General features: G+C 45.2%; 16 protein-coding genes. 11 read left to right on the plus strand and 5 right to left on the minus strand.

The annotated features are described in order from the left end of the window. Positions 1-90 precede the first annotated feature (90 nt). From K0I62_RS18415 to K0I62_RS18425, 3 genes are all read right to left on the minus strand, one after another. Positions 91-369, minus strand: coding sequence for a glycosyltransferase family protein (locus K0I62_RS18415; RefSeq protein WP_220069463.1), 279 nt, complete (start codon positions 367-369; stop codon positions 91-93). Beyond that, complete coding sequence (locus tag K0I62_RS18420) at positions 366-1,448, minus strand: hypothetical protein (protein ID WP_220069464.1); 1,083 nt, start codon at positions 1,446-1,448, stop codon at positions 366-368. Before K0I62_RS18420 ends, K0I62_RS18415 begins: the two co-directional genes overlap by 4 nt. Before the next feature lie 104 nt (positions 1,449-1,552). Further along, on the minus strand, positions 1,553-2,596 hold the full coding sequence (locus tag K0I62_RS18425) for a glycosyltransferase family 9 protein (protein WP_220069465.1): 1,044 nt from the start codon (positions 2,594-2,596) through the stop codon (positions 1,553-1,555). Between the two features lie 127 nt (positions 2,597-2,723). Between K0I62_RS18425 and rfbC the strand changes: the two genes are divergently transcribed. From rfbC to K0I62_RS18445, 4 genes are all read left to right on the plus strand, one after another. Continuing rightward, a complete protein-coding gene (gene rfbC / locus K0I62_RS18430) occupies positions 2,724-3,323 on the plus strand; it encodes a dTDP-4-dehydrorhamnose 3,5-epimerase (protein WP_220069466.1) in 600 nt (199 codons plus the stop codon). After that, positions 3,313-4,386, plus strand: a complete 1,074-nt coding sequence (gene rfbB, locus K0I62_RS18435; protein WP_220069467.1) for a dTDP-glucose 4,6-dehydratase — start codon at positions 3,313-3,315, stop codon at positions 4,384-4,386. Before rfbC ends, rfbB begins: the two co-directional genes overlap by 11 nt. Next, on the plus strand, positions 4,386-5,288 hold the full coding sequence (gene rfbD, locus K0I62_RS18440; RefSeq protein WP_220069468.1) for a dTDP-4-dehydrorhamnose reductase: 903 nt from the start codon (positions 4,386-4,388) through the stop codon (positions 5,286-5,288). The genes rfbB and rfbD overlap by 1 nt, the downstream gene beginning before the upstream one ends. A gap of 64 nt (positions 5,289-5,352) precedes the next feature. Further along, positions 5,353-6,078, plus strand: coding sequence for a 3-deoxy-D-manno-octulosonic acid kinase (locus K0I62_RS18445; RefSeq protein ID WP_220069469.1), 726 nt, complete (start codon positions 5,353-5,355; stop codon positions 6,076-6,078). A gap of 107 nt (positions 6,079-6,185) precedes the next feature. Here the strand turns inward: K0I62_RS18445 and waaA are convergent, their stop codons facing one another. Then, on the minus strand, positions 6,186-7,451 hold the full coding sequence (gene waaA / locus K0I62_RS18450) for a lipid IV(A) 3-deoxy-D-manno-octulosonic acid transferase (RefSeq protein WP_220069470.1): 1,266 nt from the start codon (positions 7,449-7,451) through the stop codon (positions 6,186-6,188). 259 nt (positions 7,452-7,710) lie between these two features. Between waaA and K0I62_RS19350 the strand changes: the two genes are divergently transcribed. The 6 genes from K0I62_RS19350 to glpG all read left to right on the plus strand — a co-directional run bounded on the left by K0I62_RS19350 (position 7,711) and on the right by glpG (position 12,701). Further along, positions 7,711-7,932 carry a hypothetical protein gene (locus K0I62_RS19350; protein WP_350354796.1) on the plus strand — a complete coding sequence of 74 codons (222 nt, stop codon included), beginning with the start codon at positions 7,711-7,713 and terminating at the stop codon, positions 7,930-7,932. A gap of 171 nt (positions 7,933-8,103) precedes the next feature. After that, a complete protein-coding gene (locus K0I62_RS18460) occupies positions 8,104-8,754 on the plus strand; it encodes a TetR/AcrR family transcriptional regulator (RefSeq protein ID WP_220069471.1) in 651 nt (216 codons plus the stop codon). Positions 8,755-9,224: 470 nt separating this feature from the next. After that, positions 9,225-10,418 carry a glycine C-acetyltransferase gene (locus tag K0I62_RS18465; protein ID WP_220069472.1) on the plus strand — a complete coding sequence of 398 codons (1,194 nt, stop codon included), beginning with the start codon at positions 9,225-9,227 and terminating at the stop codon, positions 10,416-10,418. Between the two features lie 9 nt (positions 10,419-10,427). Continuing rightward, a complete protein-coding gene (gene tdh, locus K0I62_RS18470) occupies positions 10,428-11,453 on the plus strand; it encodes an L-threonine 3-dehydrogenase (RefSeq protein ID WP_220071458.1) in 1,026 nt (341 codons plus the stop codon). 86 nt (positions 11,454-11,539) lie between these two features. Then, complete coding sequence (gene glpE, locus K0I62_RS18475) at positions 11,540-11,845, plus strand: thiosulfate sulfurtransferase GlpE (RefSeq protein WP_220062454.1); 306 nt, start codon at positions 11,540-11,542, stop codon at positions 11,843-11,845. Between the two features lie 19 nt (positions 11,846-11,864). Further along, positions 11,865-12,701 (plus strand): rhomboid family intramembrane serine protease GlpG, encoded by an 837-nt coding sequence (gene glpG / locus K0I62_RS18480; protein ID WP_220069473.1) that lies wholly within the window; start codon positions 11,865-11,867, stop codon positions 12,699-12,701. Positions 12,702-12,734: 33 nt separating this feature from the next. Here the strand turns inward: glpG and elbB are convergent, their stop codons facing one another. Further along, entirely contained in the window at positions 12,735-13,391 is a 657-nt protein-coding gene (gene elbB, locus K0I62_RS18485) for an isoprenoid biosynthesis glyoxalase ElbB (protein ID WP_220069474.1), read from the minus strand. A 386-nt stretch (positions 13,392-13,777) separates the two neighbouring features. On the opposite strand from elbB, the gene polA reads away from it, so the two are divergent. Further along, positions 13,778-16,540, plus strand: coding sequence for a DNA polymerase I (polA, locus tag K0I62_RS18490; RefSeq protein ID WP_220069475.1), 2,763 nt, complete (start codon positions 13,778-13,780; stop codon positions 16,538-16,540). The last annotated feature ends 137 nt before the right edge of the window (positions 16,541-16,677 follow it).

Consider the following 16,677-nt stretch of genomic DNA (forward strand, 5'->3'; position numbering starts at 1 on the left):
GCAATCAAGAGTTGATCGACTTTATCGGCTGACTGCTTACGGATCTCGTCGCAGAACCAAAAACTTAGCTAATTCACCTCAAAGTCTCACTCAGGCCATGAGGACAATCGGTGCGCCACCGGTTTTAGCCATAAGACAATTGGCCTTGTCTAAATTGGATGAAAATAGATCAAACCTGCCAATTTTCGACTCTATCTCTTTGATCTTATGAGATAGCTTGGTGACTGCTGTAGCCAAATTCCAAAAACGATTGACATCACTTAAAAAATGAGAATCATGGCCCAATGCAGTAAACTCTTTCGCGAGAGTCAACATAACCTTCTCAGCGCCACCACCAGCCAAGCTATCAATTGCTATAGCTATTCTCATTGCCGCACTCCAAACTTACTTTCAAATAGTTCACTAATAATATTCATGCCGATATCTAAACCATTAACACAAGAGCATTCAGTTAATGCAGCTTCGAGCAAAGACAAGCGCTGCGTATCGAGTAAAGCTAAAACCCCGCGAGTGATTGCCGCAGCATTATTATCACTGCATACTGTCAAACCATTTTTCTCACATACACCTAGTCGATGGTATTGATCTTTAGACACCGCAACCGATAGGGTTGGCCTCTTAAGAGCGATTGCTTGCAACAAAGTATCACCACCACTTAATACCGCTAATTTAGAAGCATCCAGCAAGTCGATAAAATCACTATGGACTAACTCTTTTATTGCTATAACCCCTTCGTACTCGGGCATTTCACTTGGATAATTAGGGCCATAAATCATCACGCAGGGAATTTGGGTCGCCTTAAAAAGGGCACTTGCCGCATTAGCAAACTCTTCGACAACATACCCACCACTATTTTTGTGCCCCCCCGAGCCGGCATTAAACAGAAAAAACTCTCCATGCTTCAAATCGTGCGCCGCCAGCAACTGTGTCTGCTTAACGCTATTGGGAGAAACAAAGATTGGCCCAGTGATTGTGGGTTCAGGCTTGCCGATAAAACGTAGCTTTAACTTATCTATCCAGTTAATCGAACCAATGACAAACTCAGGTTGCACAACCCAATGACTATCGGTGACTCGCGCCCTTAATATTTTCATCCCGCGGCTGCGCTTACGCTTGTGCTGACTCAGAAAGATCACTTTCGCCCCTAATTCATTCGCATGAACCAGCTGAGAACGTCTACCCGAAGCATCGAAAATCACAAAGTCGGGTTGAAAATATGAAACAAAATCATTAACCGCTTTTGTGTTTTTAGTTGGCGTATCATCGAGTAATGCAGCGGGATAGGGACAGGTGCTAGCGTAAGGAGCGTGACGACTCAACACAAATTGAACCAAGGCGTTGGGCCAACGCTCCTTAACAGCATCGGCAACTATCAACGATCGCATATACTCACCAATCCCCTCTTCAGAAGAAACTGGGACAAACAGAAACTTTGGCGTCACCGACATCAAATATATCCCTATTGCTTAACGCATTAAGCAACCGAATGAAATTAGGTTAATAGCTTGCATCGTCTTCCTTGAGCAAGCTGCGTATATGGCCTAGTTTACCATTAGCGGCTTAATCGTTGCGAGAGCAGATTAAATCGCTCAATCACAGGCGCAACCTGAATCAATGCCATCAAATGTTCACCCTTGGCACGCGTCCCCCAAGGCACACCGCCGCTTTTTTGCTGGGCAATCGCCTCATCATAGACACTGACCACACTATCCAAACAGGTATATGGGCCTGTCCGCCCAGGATTAGAGTGGGCATAGAGACCGATAACCGGCGTGCCTTGCGTCACAGCCATGTGCGCAGGCCCTGTATCTGGCGCAAGCACTATACTTGCCCGTTTGAGCAGCGCCAGCAGTTGCGTCAAGGTAGTTTTACCCACCTGATTCTCTATGCGGGCATCACCGTGTATGAGGATGGCCTCGGCAAGCTGCCGCTCTATCGGGACAGGGCCACCGCATAATATGACGCGATACCCCTGAGCCAAGGCATGGTCAGCCACCTGGGCGTAACGCTCTGGTAACCAGTTACGCTCGGCCTTACTCGCTGCCGCGCAGATCACTAAGGTTTTGTCGCCATCAGGGATCAAGCCTCTGGCAAACTCGGTATCGGCGGCGGGGACGGGAATATCCCACTTGGGCTGAAGATCTGTCACACCCACGGCCTTGGCAAACCCCATGAACCCCTCAAGCACATGGGGAGTCGCCAAGGGGTCAACTCTGTGATTCGTTACCAGCCACTGCCCCTCTTTGGCGCGAGCGCGGTCGAAGCCCACACGTATCTTAGCTGGGATGGCTAATGAGGCGAGTGTCGCCCTGAGTGCCACCTGCATATGCAGCAGCAGATCGAAACAACGTCCTTTAAGGGCGCTGCGCAGGTTGAAGTAGCTGCGCCAGCCTTGGGACTTATCGAAGATCACAAATTCTATCCCCGGAAGATGCTTAAGCAACTGATACTCCACCTTGCCAATCACCCAAGTGATCTTAAGCTGTGGATATTGCCGCTGTATCGCTTGTACCATAGCCACTGCATGGCAAACATCACCAATTGCGGATAAACGCAACAAACACAAAGAATTAGCAGACTGCAAATTTAAGCTCATAAGATTTAGGGTCACAGGGTTAATGGTGATGAAGGATCCGCAACGAGTTTAATGTAGAATGTATCTAGGTTCCATGTTTAGGCTCTTTTTAGGGTCAAATTTGCATGATAAATAGCTACGACAAATAATGAAGATCCTAAATACTCAACTTCCCGATGTAAAATTACTCGAACCTCAGGTGTTCGGTGATGAGCGAGGCTATTTCTTCGAAACCTTCCGTGAGGCCTGGTTTAAACAACATATTGCCGATGTCGATTTTGTTCAGGAAAACCAAAGCAAGTCATGCAAAGGCACCCTGCGCGGCCTACATTATCAATTACAACAGCCCCAGGGAAAGTTAGTCCGAGTTATCTCAGGTGAGATATTCGATGTATGTGTCGATTTACGATGTGACAGTCCGACATTTGGCCAATGGGCGGGGCAATACCTTTCAGCAGAAAACCGTCGTCAAATGTGGGTTCCTGCAGGATTTGCACATGGTTTTTATGTAGTATCCGATCTGGCTGAATGTCTCTACCAATGCACAGACTACTATGCACCGACCGATGAACACAGCATCAAGTGGAACGATGCAACCTTAGCCATCTCATGGCCGATCATCCCAGAGCAAGCGCTGATCATCTCAAACAAAGATGCCAATGCTAACGCCTTTAGTGAGGCAGCGTTATTTGATAAGCCTTCGGCTATCTCATCGGTAACCAAACAGGGGAACTGTGATGCAAATTAGATCGATTCTCGTCACTGGTGGCGCTGGATTTATCGGTTCGGCGTTAATACGTTATCTTATCGAACACACAGATCACAAGATTGTTAACTACGACAAACTCACTTATGCTGGCAATCTACTATCGCTAATACCGATAGAGAACAACCCGAGATATCATTTCATTCAGGGCGACATCAATGACGCACAAAAGGTTCAGTGCGCCTTGCAACAGCATAACATCTCCTTAGTGATCCATCTCGCCGCAGAAACCCACGTAGATCGCTCTATCTCTGGGCCTAAAACCTTTATCGACACCAATATTATGGGTACCTTCGTGCTGCTGGAACAGTGTCGCAGATATCGAGATAGCCTAGATAACAAGATGGCAAAACTATTTCGTTTTCACCATGTTTCTACCGATGAAGTGTTTGGTGACTTAGGCGAAGAAGGCTTATTTGAAGAGCAAACACCTTACGCTCCAAGTTCGCCCTATTCAGCCAGTAAAGCGGCAGCAGATCATTTAGTCAGAGCCTGGCATAGAACTTACGGTCTGCCTGTGGTGCTATCAAACTGCTCTAACAACTATGGTGCTTACCAATATCCGGAAAAGCTTATCCCTGTGACGATACTAAATGCATTACAAGGAAAACCAATCCCCATCTACGGAAACGGCCAACAGATCCGTGATTGGCTCAATGTCGATGACCATGCTGCCGCACTTTGTAAAGTTGCCTTTGAAGGCAAAACGGGCGAGAGCTATAACATCGGTGGTTGGAATGAAAAAACCAACCTAGAGGTTGTACGGGCTATTTGTCACCAGCTGAATCAGATTGTAGAAACTAAACCCGTTGGAATAGAAGATTTTAACGCACTTATCACGTTTGTCGATGACCGCCTTGGACATGATAGCCGCTATGCCATCGACGCGAATAAAATCGCAAATACCCTAGGTTGGAAACCACAAGAGAGTTTCGAAACGGGCCTAAATAAAACCATCCTTTGGTACGTAAACAATATGGATTGGTGCCAACAGGTATCGCAACTTGCCTTTGAGCAACGTCCTGCTCAACATAGACAAAACTAATGAGCATACAAGCTACCCCCCCCAAATTAAGAACATTGGTAGTTGGACATAATGGTCAACTTGCACAAGCATTGCGCACCACTATTCCAATGGATGTAGCAGCAAAGTTCTGCGGCCGAAACCAACTCGATATCAGGTCGGCCCGTAAAATTGACGATCTATTACAAAAACAGCCGTTTGACCTGCTGATTAACGCCAGCGGCTACACCGCCGTCGATGCCGCAGAATCGCAAATATCCGCAGCCTTTGATCTCAATCATCGCGCGGTTAAGCACCTTGCCATGAACTGTGAAAAACGGCGGATCAAACTTATCCATATCTCAAGTGATTATCTGTTCGACGGCAAGCAAACTCGACCTTATAACGTCAGCGATATACCAAAACCGATTAATGTTTATGGCCACTCTAAACTCGCAGGCGAACAAGCATTATTTGAATATCATCCAAGTAATAGCACCGTGGTTCGCAGCTCTTGGCTTTACTCTCCCTTTGGTAATAACTTTGTCAAAACCATGCTCAAACTGATGATGCAGCAGCAACAGCTGAACGTAATCGACGACCAATTCGGTAGCCCAACCTCAGCCATAGAGTTGGCGCATTTTATTTGGCAACTTGCAGCGCAAGAGACCCTCTCACCGATCTATCATTGGAGCGATAGCGGTATTACCTCTTGGTTTGAATTTGCCAGGCAAATTGAGTTGCTTGGAAGAACCCAAGGACTAATTACCCATCCTGTCACAATCGTTCCTGTCCATAGTCAAAAATACCCAGCAGCAGCCCAACGTCCTCATTTTAGTGCATTAGACTGCCAACTATCTCACGCAATCAGAGCCGCTAAACCATGGCAAGAGAATCTCAGCGATGTGATTCAAACCCTCAAACAACAGGCTAAAGAGTTCTGATGACCTACAAATATCAGGTACAATGAATCTATTGCTTCAGACCACCAATGAAACCCAGTAATTTATGCACATAAAACGAACCGATGCAGGCCATATCGCCTTTTGCCAGCCAGAACTTAAACCGATCACGCCCGATTGGTTTACCGTAGATTATTGGCAAGATCTTGGTGGGATCACGGGTTCGTCAAAGGGGCGCTATACCACTTGGTTTGTCGATCCACAGCCTATTACTGCGAATACCAAAGTTCAGTGGGTACTACGTCACTACTATCGTGGTGGGATGATGGAAAAGCTCAGTCGCGATGCCTATCTCTATACCGGCCTTAAACGCACACGAGCTTTTGCCGAGCTAAAACTGCTGGAACAACTCTTTAATGAAGGGTTTGCAGTCCCTAAACCCGTCGCTGCTCAGGTGCAGCGTAGCGGTATGCATTATCGTGGTGATATCATTATTGAACGTGTCGAAGGCGCGCAAGATCTCGTGGCGCAACTATCTAAATCACCACTGAATGAACATCAATGGCAAACGCTAGGCGCGCTTATCGCCAAATTCCACCAGCGTGGTGTATACCATGCTGATCTCAATGCAAAAAATATCTTAGTGAGCAGTGACAGTTTTACGCTTATTGATTTCGACCGTGGCGAGCTACGCAAACCGTCACCCAAGTGGCAACAAGCCAACCTAGAACGGCTGTTACGCTCGTTTAACAAAGAGAAAGGCAAGTTACCTAAGCTGCATTTCAGCGAGCAAAACTGGCAACAACTGTTAGCGGGTTATGCTAAATCGTAAATGTGATTGCAATCGCTCGCTATCACGCCTTAACAGACGACCAGCAGGTAAGCTCATTATTTGATTTATGCAACTAGTGTAACGACTGGGCAATAAACAACCGAATATCATTGCTCGATTAAACGAGATGCGATTTTAAATTGCTCTGCTAATGCCCCTTTATTCTCTGCAACTACCTTGAGGCCAGCCTGCCTGGTCTTTAGATATGCCACATTATCATCAAACTTATCCACCAGCTGTAGCACTAGATCATCAGAGGACTCGACAACACTCAGGGCTCCAGCCTGTTCGAGCATCTGAGTAATTTCGGCAAAGTCCCGATGGTTAGGCCCCACGTAAACAGGTAACCCGAGTGCTGCTGGCTCTAATGGATTATGGCCTCCGTTAGTGATAAGCGTACCGCCAACAAACGCTTGATCCGCTGCAGCATAGAAGCTAAGTAGTTCACCCATGGTATCGCCAAGTAACACTTGGGTATTTATGCTGACTTCATCACCTTTGCTACGGCGAGCGAAATTAAATCCAGCAGCCTTAATCCGATTCGCTGCCACATCGAACTGCTCGGGATGTCTTGGCACCATAATCAATAGCGCTTCAGGAAAGCGAATCAACAGATTTTTATGGCTAGCCAAGATGATATCGAACTCACCGGGGTGTACGCTGCCAGCCACCCAAACAGGGGTATCGACTCGCTGCCATTGACTACGTAATAGGGCTGCTTTATCGATATGTTGTTGCCCTATTGAGAGATCGAACTTAAGACTGCCGCACACTTTCACTTTATCAGGCTCAACACCTAACGCGATGAAACGCTTAGCCGCTTGATGAGACTGCGCAGCGATGACATCTAAAGCCTGCAACATCGGCGTCGACAATTTAGGGCGCTGCAGGTATTGCTTAGCCGATTTTTCAGATAAGCGAGCATTGGCTAACATTAATTTAATACCACGGCGTTTAGCTTGATAAATAAGGTTGGGCCAAAGCTCTGTTTCCATAATGATGCATTGCTTGGGCTGCACTTGCTTAATAAAACGCGCTACGCACCAAGAAATATCAAAAGGCAGATAACAGTGCTGCACCCGTTCGCCAAAAGCTTTAGTCACTTCAGCGGAGCCCGTCGGACTTGTCGTAGTGACCGTTACGCTAAGCTGCGGGTACTTCTCCATGAGTTTGTTGATCAGCGGGATCGCTGCCAAGGTCTCCCCCATGGACACCGAGTGAATCAATAAATCAGTTGATTGCAAACGACTCAATCCGAAACGTTCCCCCCAACGCCCTCGATAACTGGGGCTTTTAATCGCTCGCATAGCTAAATAAAGCACCAACAAAGGAGAAAGCAGATATAGCAGGGAAGAGTATAAGATTCGATTCATAAAAGTGTACGCTTGATTGCATTTTGTTTGCTTAGTTGCCGTAATACTAACATAAGCACAGTAAACCGAGACATTTCGGGCGCCACATCTGCTAACAACCCCATTTCCGGCATAACTTCAATTTAAGGTAAAAAAATCGCACCTTAAAGCAGCGGTAATCGCATGAAAAACAGCGAAAAATATGTCCACGTTAGCCTAGAGCGATTAAACATAAAAGGTGAACGGTGTATTACCACTAACCATATTACTTGCAGTATATATGGCTATTAGCCTAGGTCATCTCTATCACTTTAAGAATAAAGAAGACATCATTCATTTTACCTTCAGCCTTTATGAAAGCTTGCTTAGAGTGTTCATGATTTTTAAGGCGCACGCAACATCAACCTCTATCGCGACCTTTAACCGTCTAGAGGAGCGCGACCAAATGTTAGCGCAGCCTCAAAGTTGCCAAACATCCTCGTTAAGCGTACAACTAGAATGATGCCAGATAGCCACTGGTCTGATTAGCCACTAATTGACTTTTGTTAAGCGCATGTTTACCTTTTCAGACTCCGTTACGGTACGGTGCTGAACAATTAAATGACTAACAATTTAAAGCCCACTTCAGAATAATAATTGAACAACACCTTTAACTGACCTATTTAGGATCCTCATGAAAACCCGCGACAAAATTATACATACCAGCCTGGCACTCTTTAACGAGCATGGTGAACGTAGCATTACCACCAATCATATCGCCGCGCACCTTGGGATTAGTCCGGGCAACCTCTACTACCATTTTCGCAATAAAGAAGACATTATTCGCTCAATTTTCACCCTCTATGCACAGCATCTGGAATCGGGTTTCCAGCCTTATGAGGGAGAAGAGGTTGATGTGGATCTGCTCATCGGCTATTTCGATGCCCTATTTTATACCTTGTGGCAATTCCGTTTTATGTACTCCAATCTAGTGATCATACTTGGCAGAGATGAAGAGCTAAACCGACTATATACCGAAACTCAACAGCGCTTTTTAACTCGCGCAACCAGTATCTTGTCTAAGTTAAAACAAGATGGCGTGTTAGTGATTGATGATAATGAAATAACGCCGCTCGCCGATACCATTCGTATGGTGGCCTGCTTTTGGATTAGCAACCGTTTAACACATTCTGCCACAACAAAAATTACTAAAACCTCGCTATATGAGGGCTTACTTAGAGTCCTAATGATTTTTAAGGCCTATGCGACAGAAAGCTCAAGGCCTACATTTTTACGTCTGGAGCAACATTACCAAGCGCTCGCTAAAAATGAACAAGAAGACTAACCAAAGGGTCCAAATGGACCCTTTGTTTTTTACCCTACTCGTCAATACACAATGAAACATCGTTGAATACCCACAATCTTTTAGGAACGCTTTTTGTGATATTTCACATTATTTTTTGTTATGCGAAAGTAGCACTAGCACTATCTTAGTTAATAGCTAAAAAAAAGATTGTCGCACTAGACTTGTTTAAGGGTAGAATTCGCCCAACCTATAGCTTAGAGCAAGCGATGCAAGCAGTACCTAGATAGCGGTTAACGCTTATAGATGTAGCAGAAAATGAGAGTGAAATTGGACTACACTCACTTTTTGGTTATTCCGTCACTTGGTGAACTCTAAGATCCTGTAAGCAGTAATGCGAACTAAAAAAATCCCTAACTTATACATTTTGCCCATTGCCCTTTATTTAAGTCAGTACGGTCGATGAAATATAAATGATAAAAATAAAATCAAATGAAAGAAGGAGATAACAGGTGGCAACAACCTCATTCTACGATCAAATTAATCAGCAGCTTGCTGAAGTAAAAGCGGAAGGCTTATATAAAAGTGAGCGCGTTATTGCCTCTCCTCAGCAAACCGAAATTGAAGTCAACGGTACCGAAGTAATGAACTTCTGTGCTAACAACTATCTTGGCCTCGCCAACCACCCTGAACTCATCTCTGCAGCGCAGCAAGGGCTAAGTGACCATGGATTTGGCATGGCATCGGTGCGTTTTATTTGCGGCACCCAAGATATTCACAAGCAACTTGAAGCCAGCCTGAGTGAATTTTTAGGGATGGAAGATACTATTCTGTACTCCTCTTGCTTTGACGCTAACGCTGGGCTTTTCGAAACGCTGCTAGGCGCAGAAGATGCCATCATCTCAGATGCACTAAACCACGCCTCAATCATCGATGGTGTTCGTCTATGTAAAGCTAAGCGTTTCCGCTATGCCAACAACGATATGGCCGATTTAGAAACCCAACTCAAAGCGGCGAAAGAGGCTGGCGCACGTCATATCCTTATCGCCACGGACGGCGTGTTTTCAATGGACGGCGTTATCGCGAATCTTAAAGGCGTGTGCGACCTTGCTGACAAGTACGGTGCACTCGTCATGGTTGATGATTCACATGCTGTGGGCTTTATCGGTCAAAATGGCCGCGGTACCCACGAATACTGTGACGTGATGGATAGAGTCGACATCATTACCGGTACTTTAGGTAAGGCGTTAGGCGGTGCATCGGGTGGATTTACTTCTGCTAAGAAAGAGGTGATTGACTGGTTGCGTCAACGCTCTCGTCCTTATCTGTTTTCTAATTCATTAGCGCCATCAATCGTAACAGCATCAATCCATGTACTTGAGATGCTCAAATCTGGCCAAGCACTGCGTGAAGCCGTTTGGGAAAACAGCCGTTACTTCCGTGAAAAAATGACCGAAGCAGGCTTTACCCTAGGCGGTGCGGATCATGCAATCATCCCTGTGATGATTGGTGATGCTAAGCTCGCTGGTGATTTTGCCAATCGTCTACTCGAAGAGAATATCTATGTTATTGGCTTCTCTTTCCCTGTAGTACCAAAAGGTCAGGCCCGTATTCGTACTCAAATGTCTGCCGCCCACACCCGCGAGCAGTTAGATCGTGCTATCGATGCCTTTACCCGTATCGCTAAAGAGATGGGCATAATTTAGGACTCAATGATGAAAGCGTTAAGTAAATTAAAGCCTGAAGAAGGCATCTGGATGGTTGATGCGCCAAAACCTGAAGTTGGCCATAACGATCTGTTAATCAAAATTCGTAAAACGGCTATCTGCGGTACCGATGTCCATATCTATAACTGGGATGAGTGGTCGCAAAATACCATTCCCGTTCCTATGGTTGTTGGCCATGAATATGTAGGTGAAGTCGTTGAAATAGGCCAAGAGGTCCGTGGCTTTGCCATTGGCGATCGTGTTTCTGGTGAAGGCCATATTACCTGTGGACACTGCCGTAATTGCCGAGCAGGCCGCACCCATCTTTGCCGTAACACCTCAGGTGTTGGGGTTAATCGTGAAGGTGCATTCGCCGAATATCTGGTGATCCCTGCATTTAACGCCTTTAAGATCCCTGATGACATCTCTGACGACTTAGCGTCTATCTTCGACCCATTTGGTAACGCGGTGCATACCGCCCTATCATTTGATCTTGTTGGTGAAGATGTGCTGATCACGGGAGCGGGTCCCATCGGTATAATGGCGGCAGCAGTATGCCGACATGTCGGCGCGCGTCACGTAGTGATAACGGATGTAAACGAATACCGCCTAGAACTTGCGAAGAAAATGGGCGCCACTCGAGCCGTCAATGTCGCCAAAGAAAAACTTGAAGATGTCATGCAAGATTTAGGGATGACAGAAGGATTCGATGTTGGTCTTGAAATGTCTGGTGTCCCTGCGGCATTCCATTCAATGTTAGATACCATGAACCATGGTGGTAAAGTTGCAATGCTAGGGATCCCTGACGGTGAAATGGCGATTGACTGGAGCAAGGTGATCTTTAAAGGATTAATCATCAAAGGTATCTATGGCCGTGAGATGTTTGAAACTTGGTACAAGATGGCAAGCCTTATTCAATCTGGCCTTGATATCTCTCCTATTATCACTCACCACTTTAAAGTCGATGATTTCCAAGCAGGTTTTGACGCTATGCGCTCAGGCCAATCAGGTAAGGTGATCCTAAGCTGGGATTAATCGGATACTAGATAGCAATATGAAGCTGTACAGCTGCAGCTTCATATTGCACACTCCCTTAAAGTCTCTATTTTTACGGATTTACTATGTCAGCCTTTCAACACCTTAGTGTTAATCAACTCATCCATCTGCAGCAAGAAAATAGCCAACTGCAAGTTGTCGATATTCGTGATACAGCTAGTTTCGAAGCGGGACACATTCCTCATTCGACTAACTTAACGAACGAAAATCTTGCCGCCTTCATTGGCGATGCCGATATGGATAAACCATTGGTGGTGGTTTGCTACCATGGCATCAGCAGTCAAAATGCCGCACAATACCTAAATGAACAAGGTTTTGATGACGTCTATAGCCTAGATGGAGGCTTTCAAGCTTGGCGCGATGCCAACTAACCTCTACGAGGAGTGCTAAATGCTGGAAATTGGTCACTTACCTAATGCTCGAGCTGCTCAGGCGTTAATCGACTACCTTAAGGGTCAAGGCATCTATTGCCAGCTCACTCCTACTGAGCAAGGTGTTGTTATTTCGGTAATGCAGGAAACAGACTACTCGACAGCCAAAACCGAATATGAACAGTTCATTCAAAATCCCTATGATGAGAAATACCTGAAGGCATCTTGGGATAATGGCAGTGCAGGCACTAAATTCGATTACGGAGCGCCGAGTCTACAACTATTTACCCAATTTATCTCTGGTGCAGGCCCGTTAACCTTAGCGATCATCGCCATTTGCAGCGTCATCTTTTTAGGCTTCAATATTGGCTTTGCCAACACCCTGTTTGAACATCTATCTTTTTTTGGCGCTGTGCCTAACAGCGGTTTTGAGCAATTTTGGCGAGTATTTACCCCAAGCCTAATCCACTTTTCAGCCATGCATATTATCTTCAACTTGCTCTGGTGGTGGTATCTAGGTGGCAAAATAGAGAACCGATTGGGAATAAGGCCGTTATTGATCTTACTCTTAGTCGCTGGAACCTTGCCCAATATAATTCAATATTATCTCGCGGGACCCAATTTTGGTGGACTCTCAGGAGTGGTTTATGCCGTAGTTGGATACACTTGGGTCATGGGTATAAAACGTCCTGAATCAGGTATTGGACTGCCACCAGCCTATATAGGTTTCATGTTACTTTGGCTGGTCTTTGGCTTTACCGATATGTTTGGACTCTCTATCGCTAACGGTGCTCATATTGGTGGGCTTTTAGTCGGTGTAACCCAAGGGTTTATCGACAGTAAAAAACGCACCTAGGCATCTGCCTAGGCCGTTTGCAAAGCTCTAGGGTTAAGCGGCAAGTTCTAATACTTTTTTTACCAGCTTTTCAATGCCAATGTGAGCCTGAGCGATATTTTCAGCGAGCATATAAGCAGGTGTACTTACCAGTTTATTGGCCTCATCGACAACAATTTGCTCAACATTGGCATCGACATGCTTACCACCCATTACATTAAATGCATGGGCCGTTTCGCTGTCATGGCCAATAGTCCCCAGAGCACCTGTCTTATATAATTTAGGTATCATGACTGGCGAGATACAGATGAAACCAACAGGTTTTTTAGCTTCGATAAACTCGTTGATGAATGTTTCAACTTCAGGGGCCACATCGCAATCGCTACCATTCACCGCAAAATTACATAAGTTCTTGGCAGCACCAAATCCGCCTGGGATAACTAAGGCATCAAACACTTCGATCTCTAGATCTGTCGTTGCCTTTATCTCACCACGAGCGATCCTTGCAGACTCTACTAATACATTACGCTTATCATCGACATTCACTTCACCAGTTAAGTGATTAACTACATGCATCTGCTCAATATCTGGGGCAAAGCATTGATAGCTCGCACCCGCTTGCGTTAAACACAGCAAGGTCAGCACCGCTTCATGGAGTTCGCTTCCATCGAAGACCCCTGAGCCACTCAACAAAACAGCTATTTTTTTCATTAAAAACTCCTTTTATAGATCCAATGATTTTAACAAAGCAACAACAAACCGCTTGATCTGTTTGTTTTTCGTGCTAAGTTAGTTCATCGACTTTATCAAGGCAGTTCTGATTCGCCAAGTAAGAGTTGAAAAAATGGATTCAAAATAAAAAGTCCACAAATTAGGAAGTTTTACCTGGAAGTAATACCTAGTTCACAAAAAAAATTAAAAACATAAAAATCAATAACTTGAATCACTGTATTTAATCGTTGTCGTGATACCAACATTTTGAAAAAATTTTAGCTCACAGACTTATCCACAGCCTAGTGAGTAATTTTGCGTGGCCGAAATCCTCTTGATGTGGCATGCTAGCGCCATCATCGAACTCCGATAAATGAATTAAAATTATGCCGAATATAGCCAACAACCCTCTGATACTTGTGGATGGTTCTTCATATCTTTACCGCGCTTACTATGCACCACCTCATCTGACTAATTCAAAAGGCGAAGCTACTGGTGCAGTTTATGGTGTAATTAATATGCTACGTAGTTTGCTAAAACAATATAAGCCCACTCAGATGGCCGTTGTCTTCGATGCAAAGGGTAAGACATTTAGAAACGACATGTATTCAGAATACAAAGCTCATCGTCCTGCGATGCCAGATGATCTACGTGCTCAAATAGAACCATTACACCGTATCATTAGAGCCCTTGGCTTACCTTTAGTGTGTATCTCAGGCGTTGAAGCCGACGATGTGATAGGCACCATTGCAACTCAAGCAAGTAAAGAAGGCCGCTCAGTACTAATCAGCACTGGCGACAAAGATATGGCCCAACTAGTTGATGACAATATCACTCTCATCAATACTATGACCAATACCATACTCGGTCCAGATGAAGTAACCGACAAATTTGGCGTTGGCCCAGAATTGATCATCGACCTACTCGCACTGCAAGGTGATAAAGCCGATAACATACCAGGGTTACCTGGCGTAGGAGAAAAAACGGCGTTAGCTATGCTCCAAGGACTTGGCGGTATCGCACAAATTTTAGCAAATCCAGACAAATTACCAGAGCTTGGCTTTAGAGGCTCTAAAACTATGCCGGCGAAAATAGCCGAACATGGGGAGATGCTAAAACTCTCTTATGAACTTGCTACCATTAAACTTGACGTTGAGCTTGAGCAAGATTGGCACCAGCTTACCATTGCGCCAGCGGACCAAGATGAACTAATCAAATGTTACGGCGAGATGGAGTTCAAACGCTGGCTAGCGGAAGTACTCGATGGCAAAGGCGCCAACAGCATCACCTCAACCGATTCCGATGAAGAAGATAGCGCGCCAATTCCGCAAAATATCGACACTGAATACAGCACTATTTTAAGCTGGCAAGCACTAGACGAATGGATTAACACTCTTTCTAACGCTGATTTATTCGCACTCGATACAGAAACAACCAGCTTAAACTACATGCAAGCCAAGCTTGTCGGGCTCTCGTTTGCAGTTGAACCAGGTAAAGCAGCCTATCTGCCTTTAGGCCATGATTACCCTGACGCTCCAGAACAACTAGATATGGCGCTAGTGTTAGCCAAGCTCAAACCACTACTTGAAGATGCTAACATTAAAAAAGTGGGCCAAAACTTAAAGTATGATATGAGTATCTTAGCTAATGTTGGCATCACCCTTCGTGGGGTTGCGTTTGACACTATGCTCGAATCCTATGTCTTCAACTCTGTGGCTTCAAAGCACAATATGGATGACTTAGCGCTTAAATACTTAGGTCACAAGAATATCAGCTTCGAGGAGATCGCGGGAAAAGGCGCTAAACAGCTGACTTTTAATCAAATACCATTAGAAACAGCAGCCCCTTACGCTGCAGAAGATGCCGATATCACCTTAAGGTTACATCAACATCTATGGCCAAGATTGGAGAAAGCCGACGATCTGGCCAAGGTGTTTAGCGAGATTGAACTACCGCTGCTTACCATACTGTCCCAGATTGAACGTCAAGGCGTATTAATCGATGGCATGCTACTTGGCCAACAAAGCGAACAGCTGGCGCGGAAAATAGATGAACTTGAAAACAAAGCCTACGAGATCGCTGGAGAGAAATTTAATCTCAGTTCAACGAAGCAGCTTCAAACCCTGTTTTTTGAAAAACTGGGTTATCCCGTCATTAAGAAGACCCCAAAAGGTGCGCCATCTACAGCCGAAGAAGTATTAGTCGAACTCGCACTTGATTATCCGCTACCCAAGATCTTGTTAGAACATAGAAGCTTATCGAAATTAAAGAGCACCTACACTGACAAACTGCCTCTAATGGTAGATGCTAATACAGGCAGAGTACACACCAGTTATCATCAAGCAAACGCGGCGACGGGACGACTATCATCGAGCGAACCAAACCTGCAAAACATCCCAATTCGTACCGAAGAGGGGCGTCGTATTCGTCATGCATTTATTGCAAATGAAGGACGGAAAATTCTCGCTGCCGATTACTCTCAAATTGAATTACGCATTATGGCCCATTTGTCTCAAGACAAGGGGCTATTAAGCGCATTTGCCGAAGGCAAAGATATCCATCGTGCTACCGCCGCAGAAGTCTTCGATGTCGACTTTAACGAGGTGAGCACCGAGCAGCGCCGCCGCGCTAAAGCGGTTAACTTCGGCCTTATTTATGGTATGTCAGCATTTGGATTAGCCCGCCAACTCGACATTCCTCGAGCAGAAGCACAAAAATATATCGATATCTATTTCAAGCGCTATCCGGGCGTACTTGAATACATGGAAGATACACGTGCGGCTGCAGCTGAGCAGGGTTATGTATCAACACTATTTGGCCGTAGACTATATCTACCAGCAATTAAAGACAGAAATGCGATGCGCCGCCAGGCCGCTGAACGCGCAGCAATTAATGCTCCGATGCAAGGTACGGCTGCAGATATCATTAAAAAGGCGATGATCGATGTCGCTAATTGGATTGCCAATAACACCGATGGAGAGATAACCATGATCATGCAGGTACATGATGAATTGGTCTTTGAAGTCGATAGCGATAAAGCTGAAACCCTAAAGAACAAAGTGTGTGAACTCATGGCAAAAGCCGCCAATCTTGACGTCGAACTGCTTGCGGAAGCGGGAATTGGCGACAATTGGGAACAAGCACATTAATTCCAGTGACATTGCATAAGTAATACGCCCAATAATCTATTTAGCCTCACCTCGTGTGAGGCTTTTTATTGCAGCAATGACAGCAATGACAGCAATGATGTTCTGTATGCTAAACGCTGGTTTTCACTATTATCGGC

This window comes from Shewanella psychrotolerans, from assembly GCF_019457595.1.
GTDB classification, from domain to species: Bacteria; Pseudomonadota; Gammaproteobacteria; order Enterobacterales; family Shewanellaceae; genus Shewanella; species Shewanella psychrotolerans.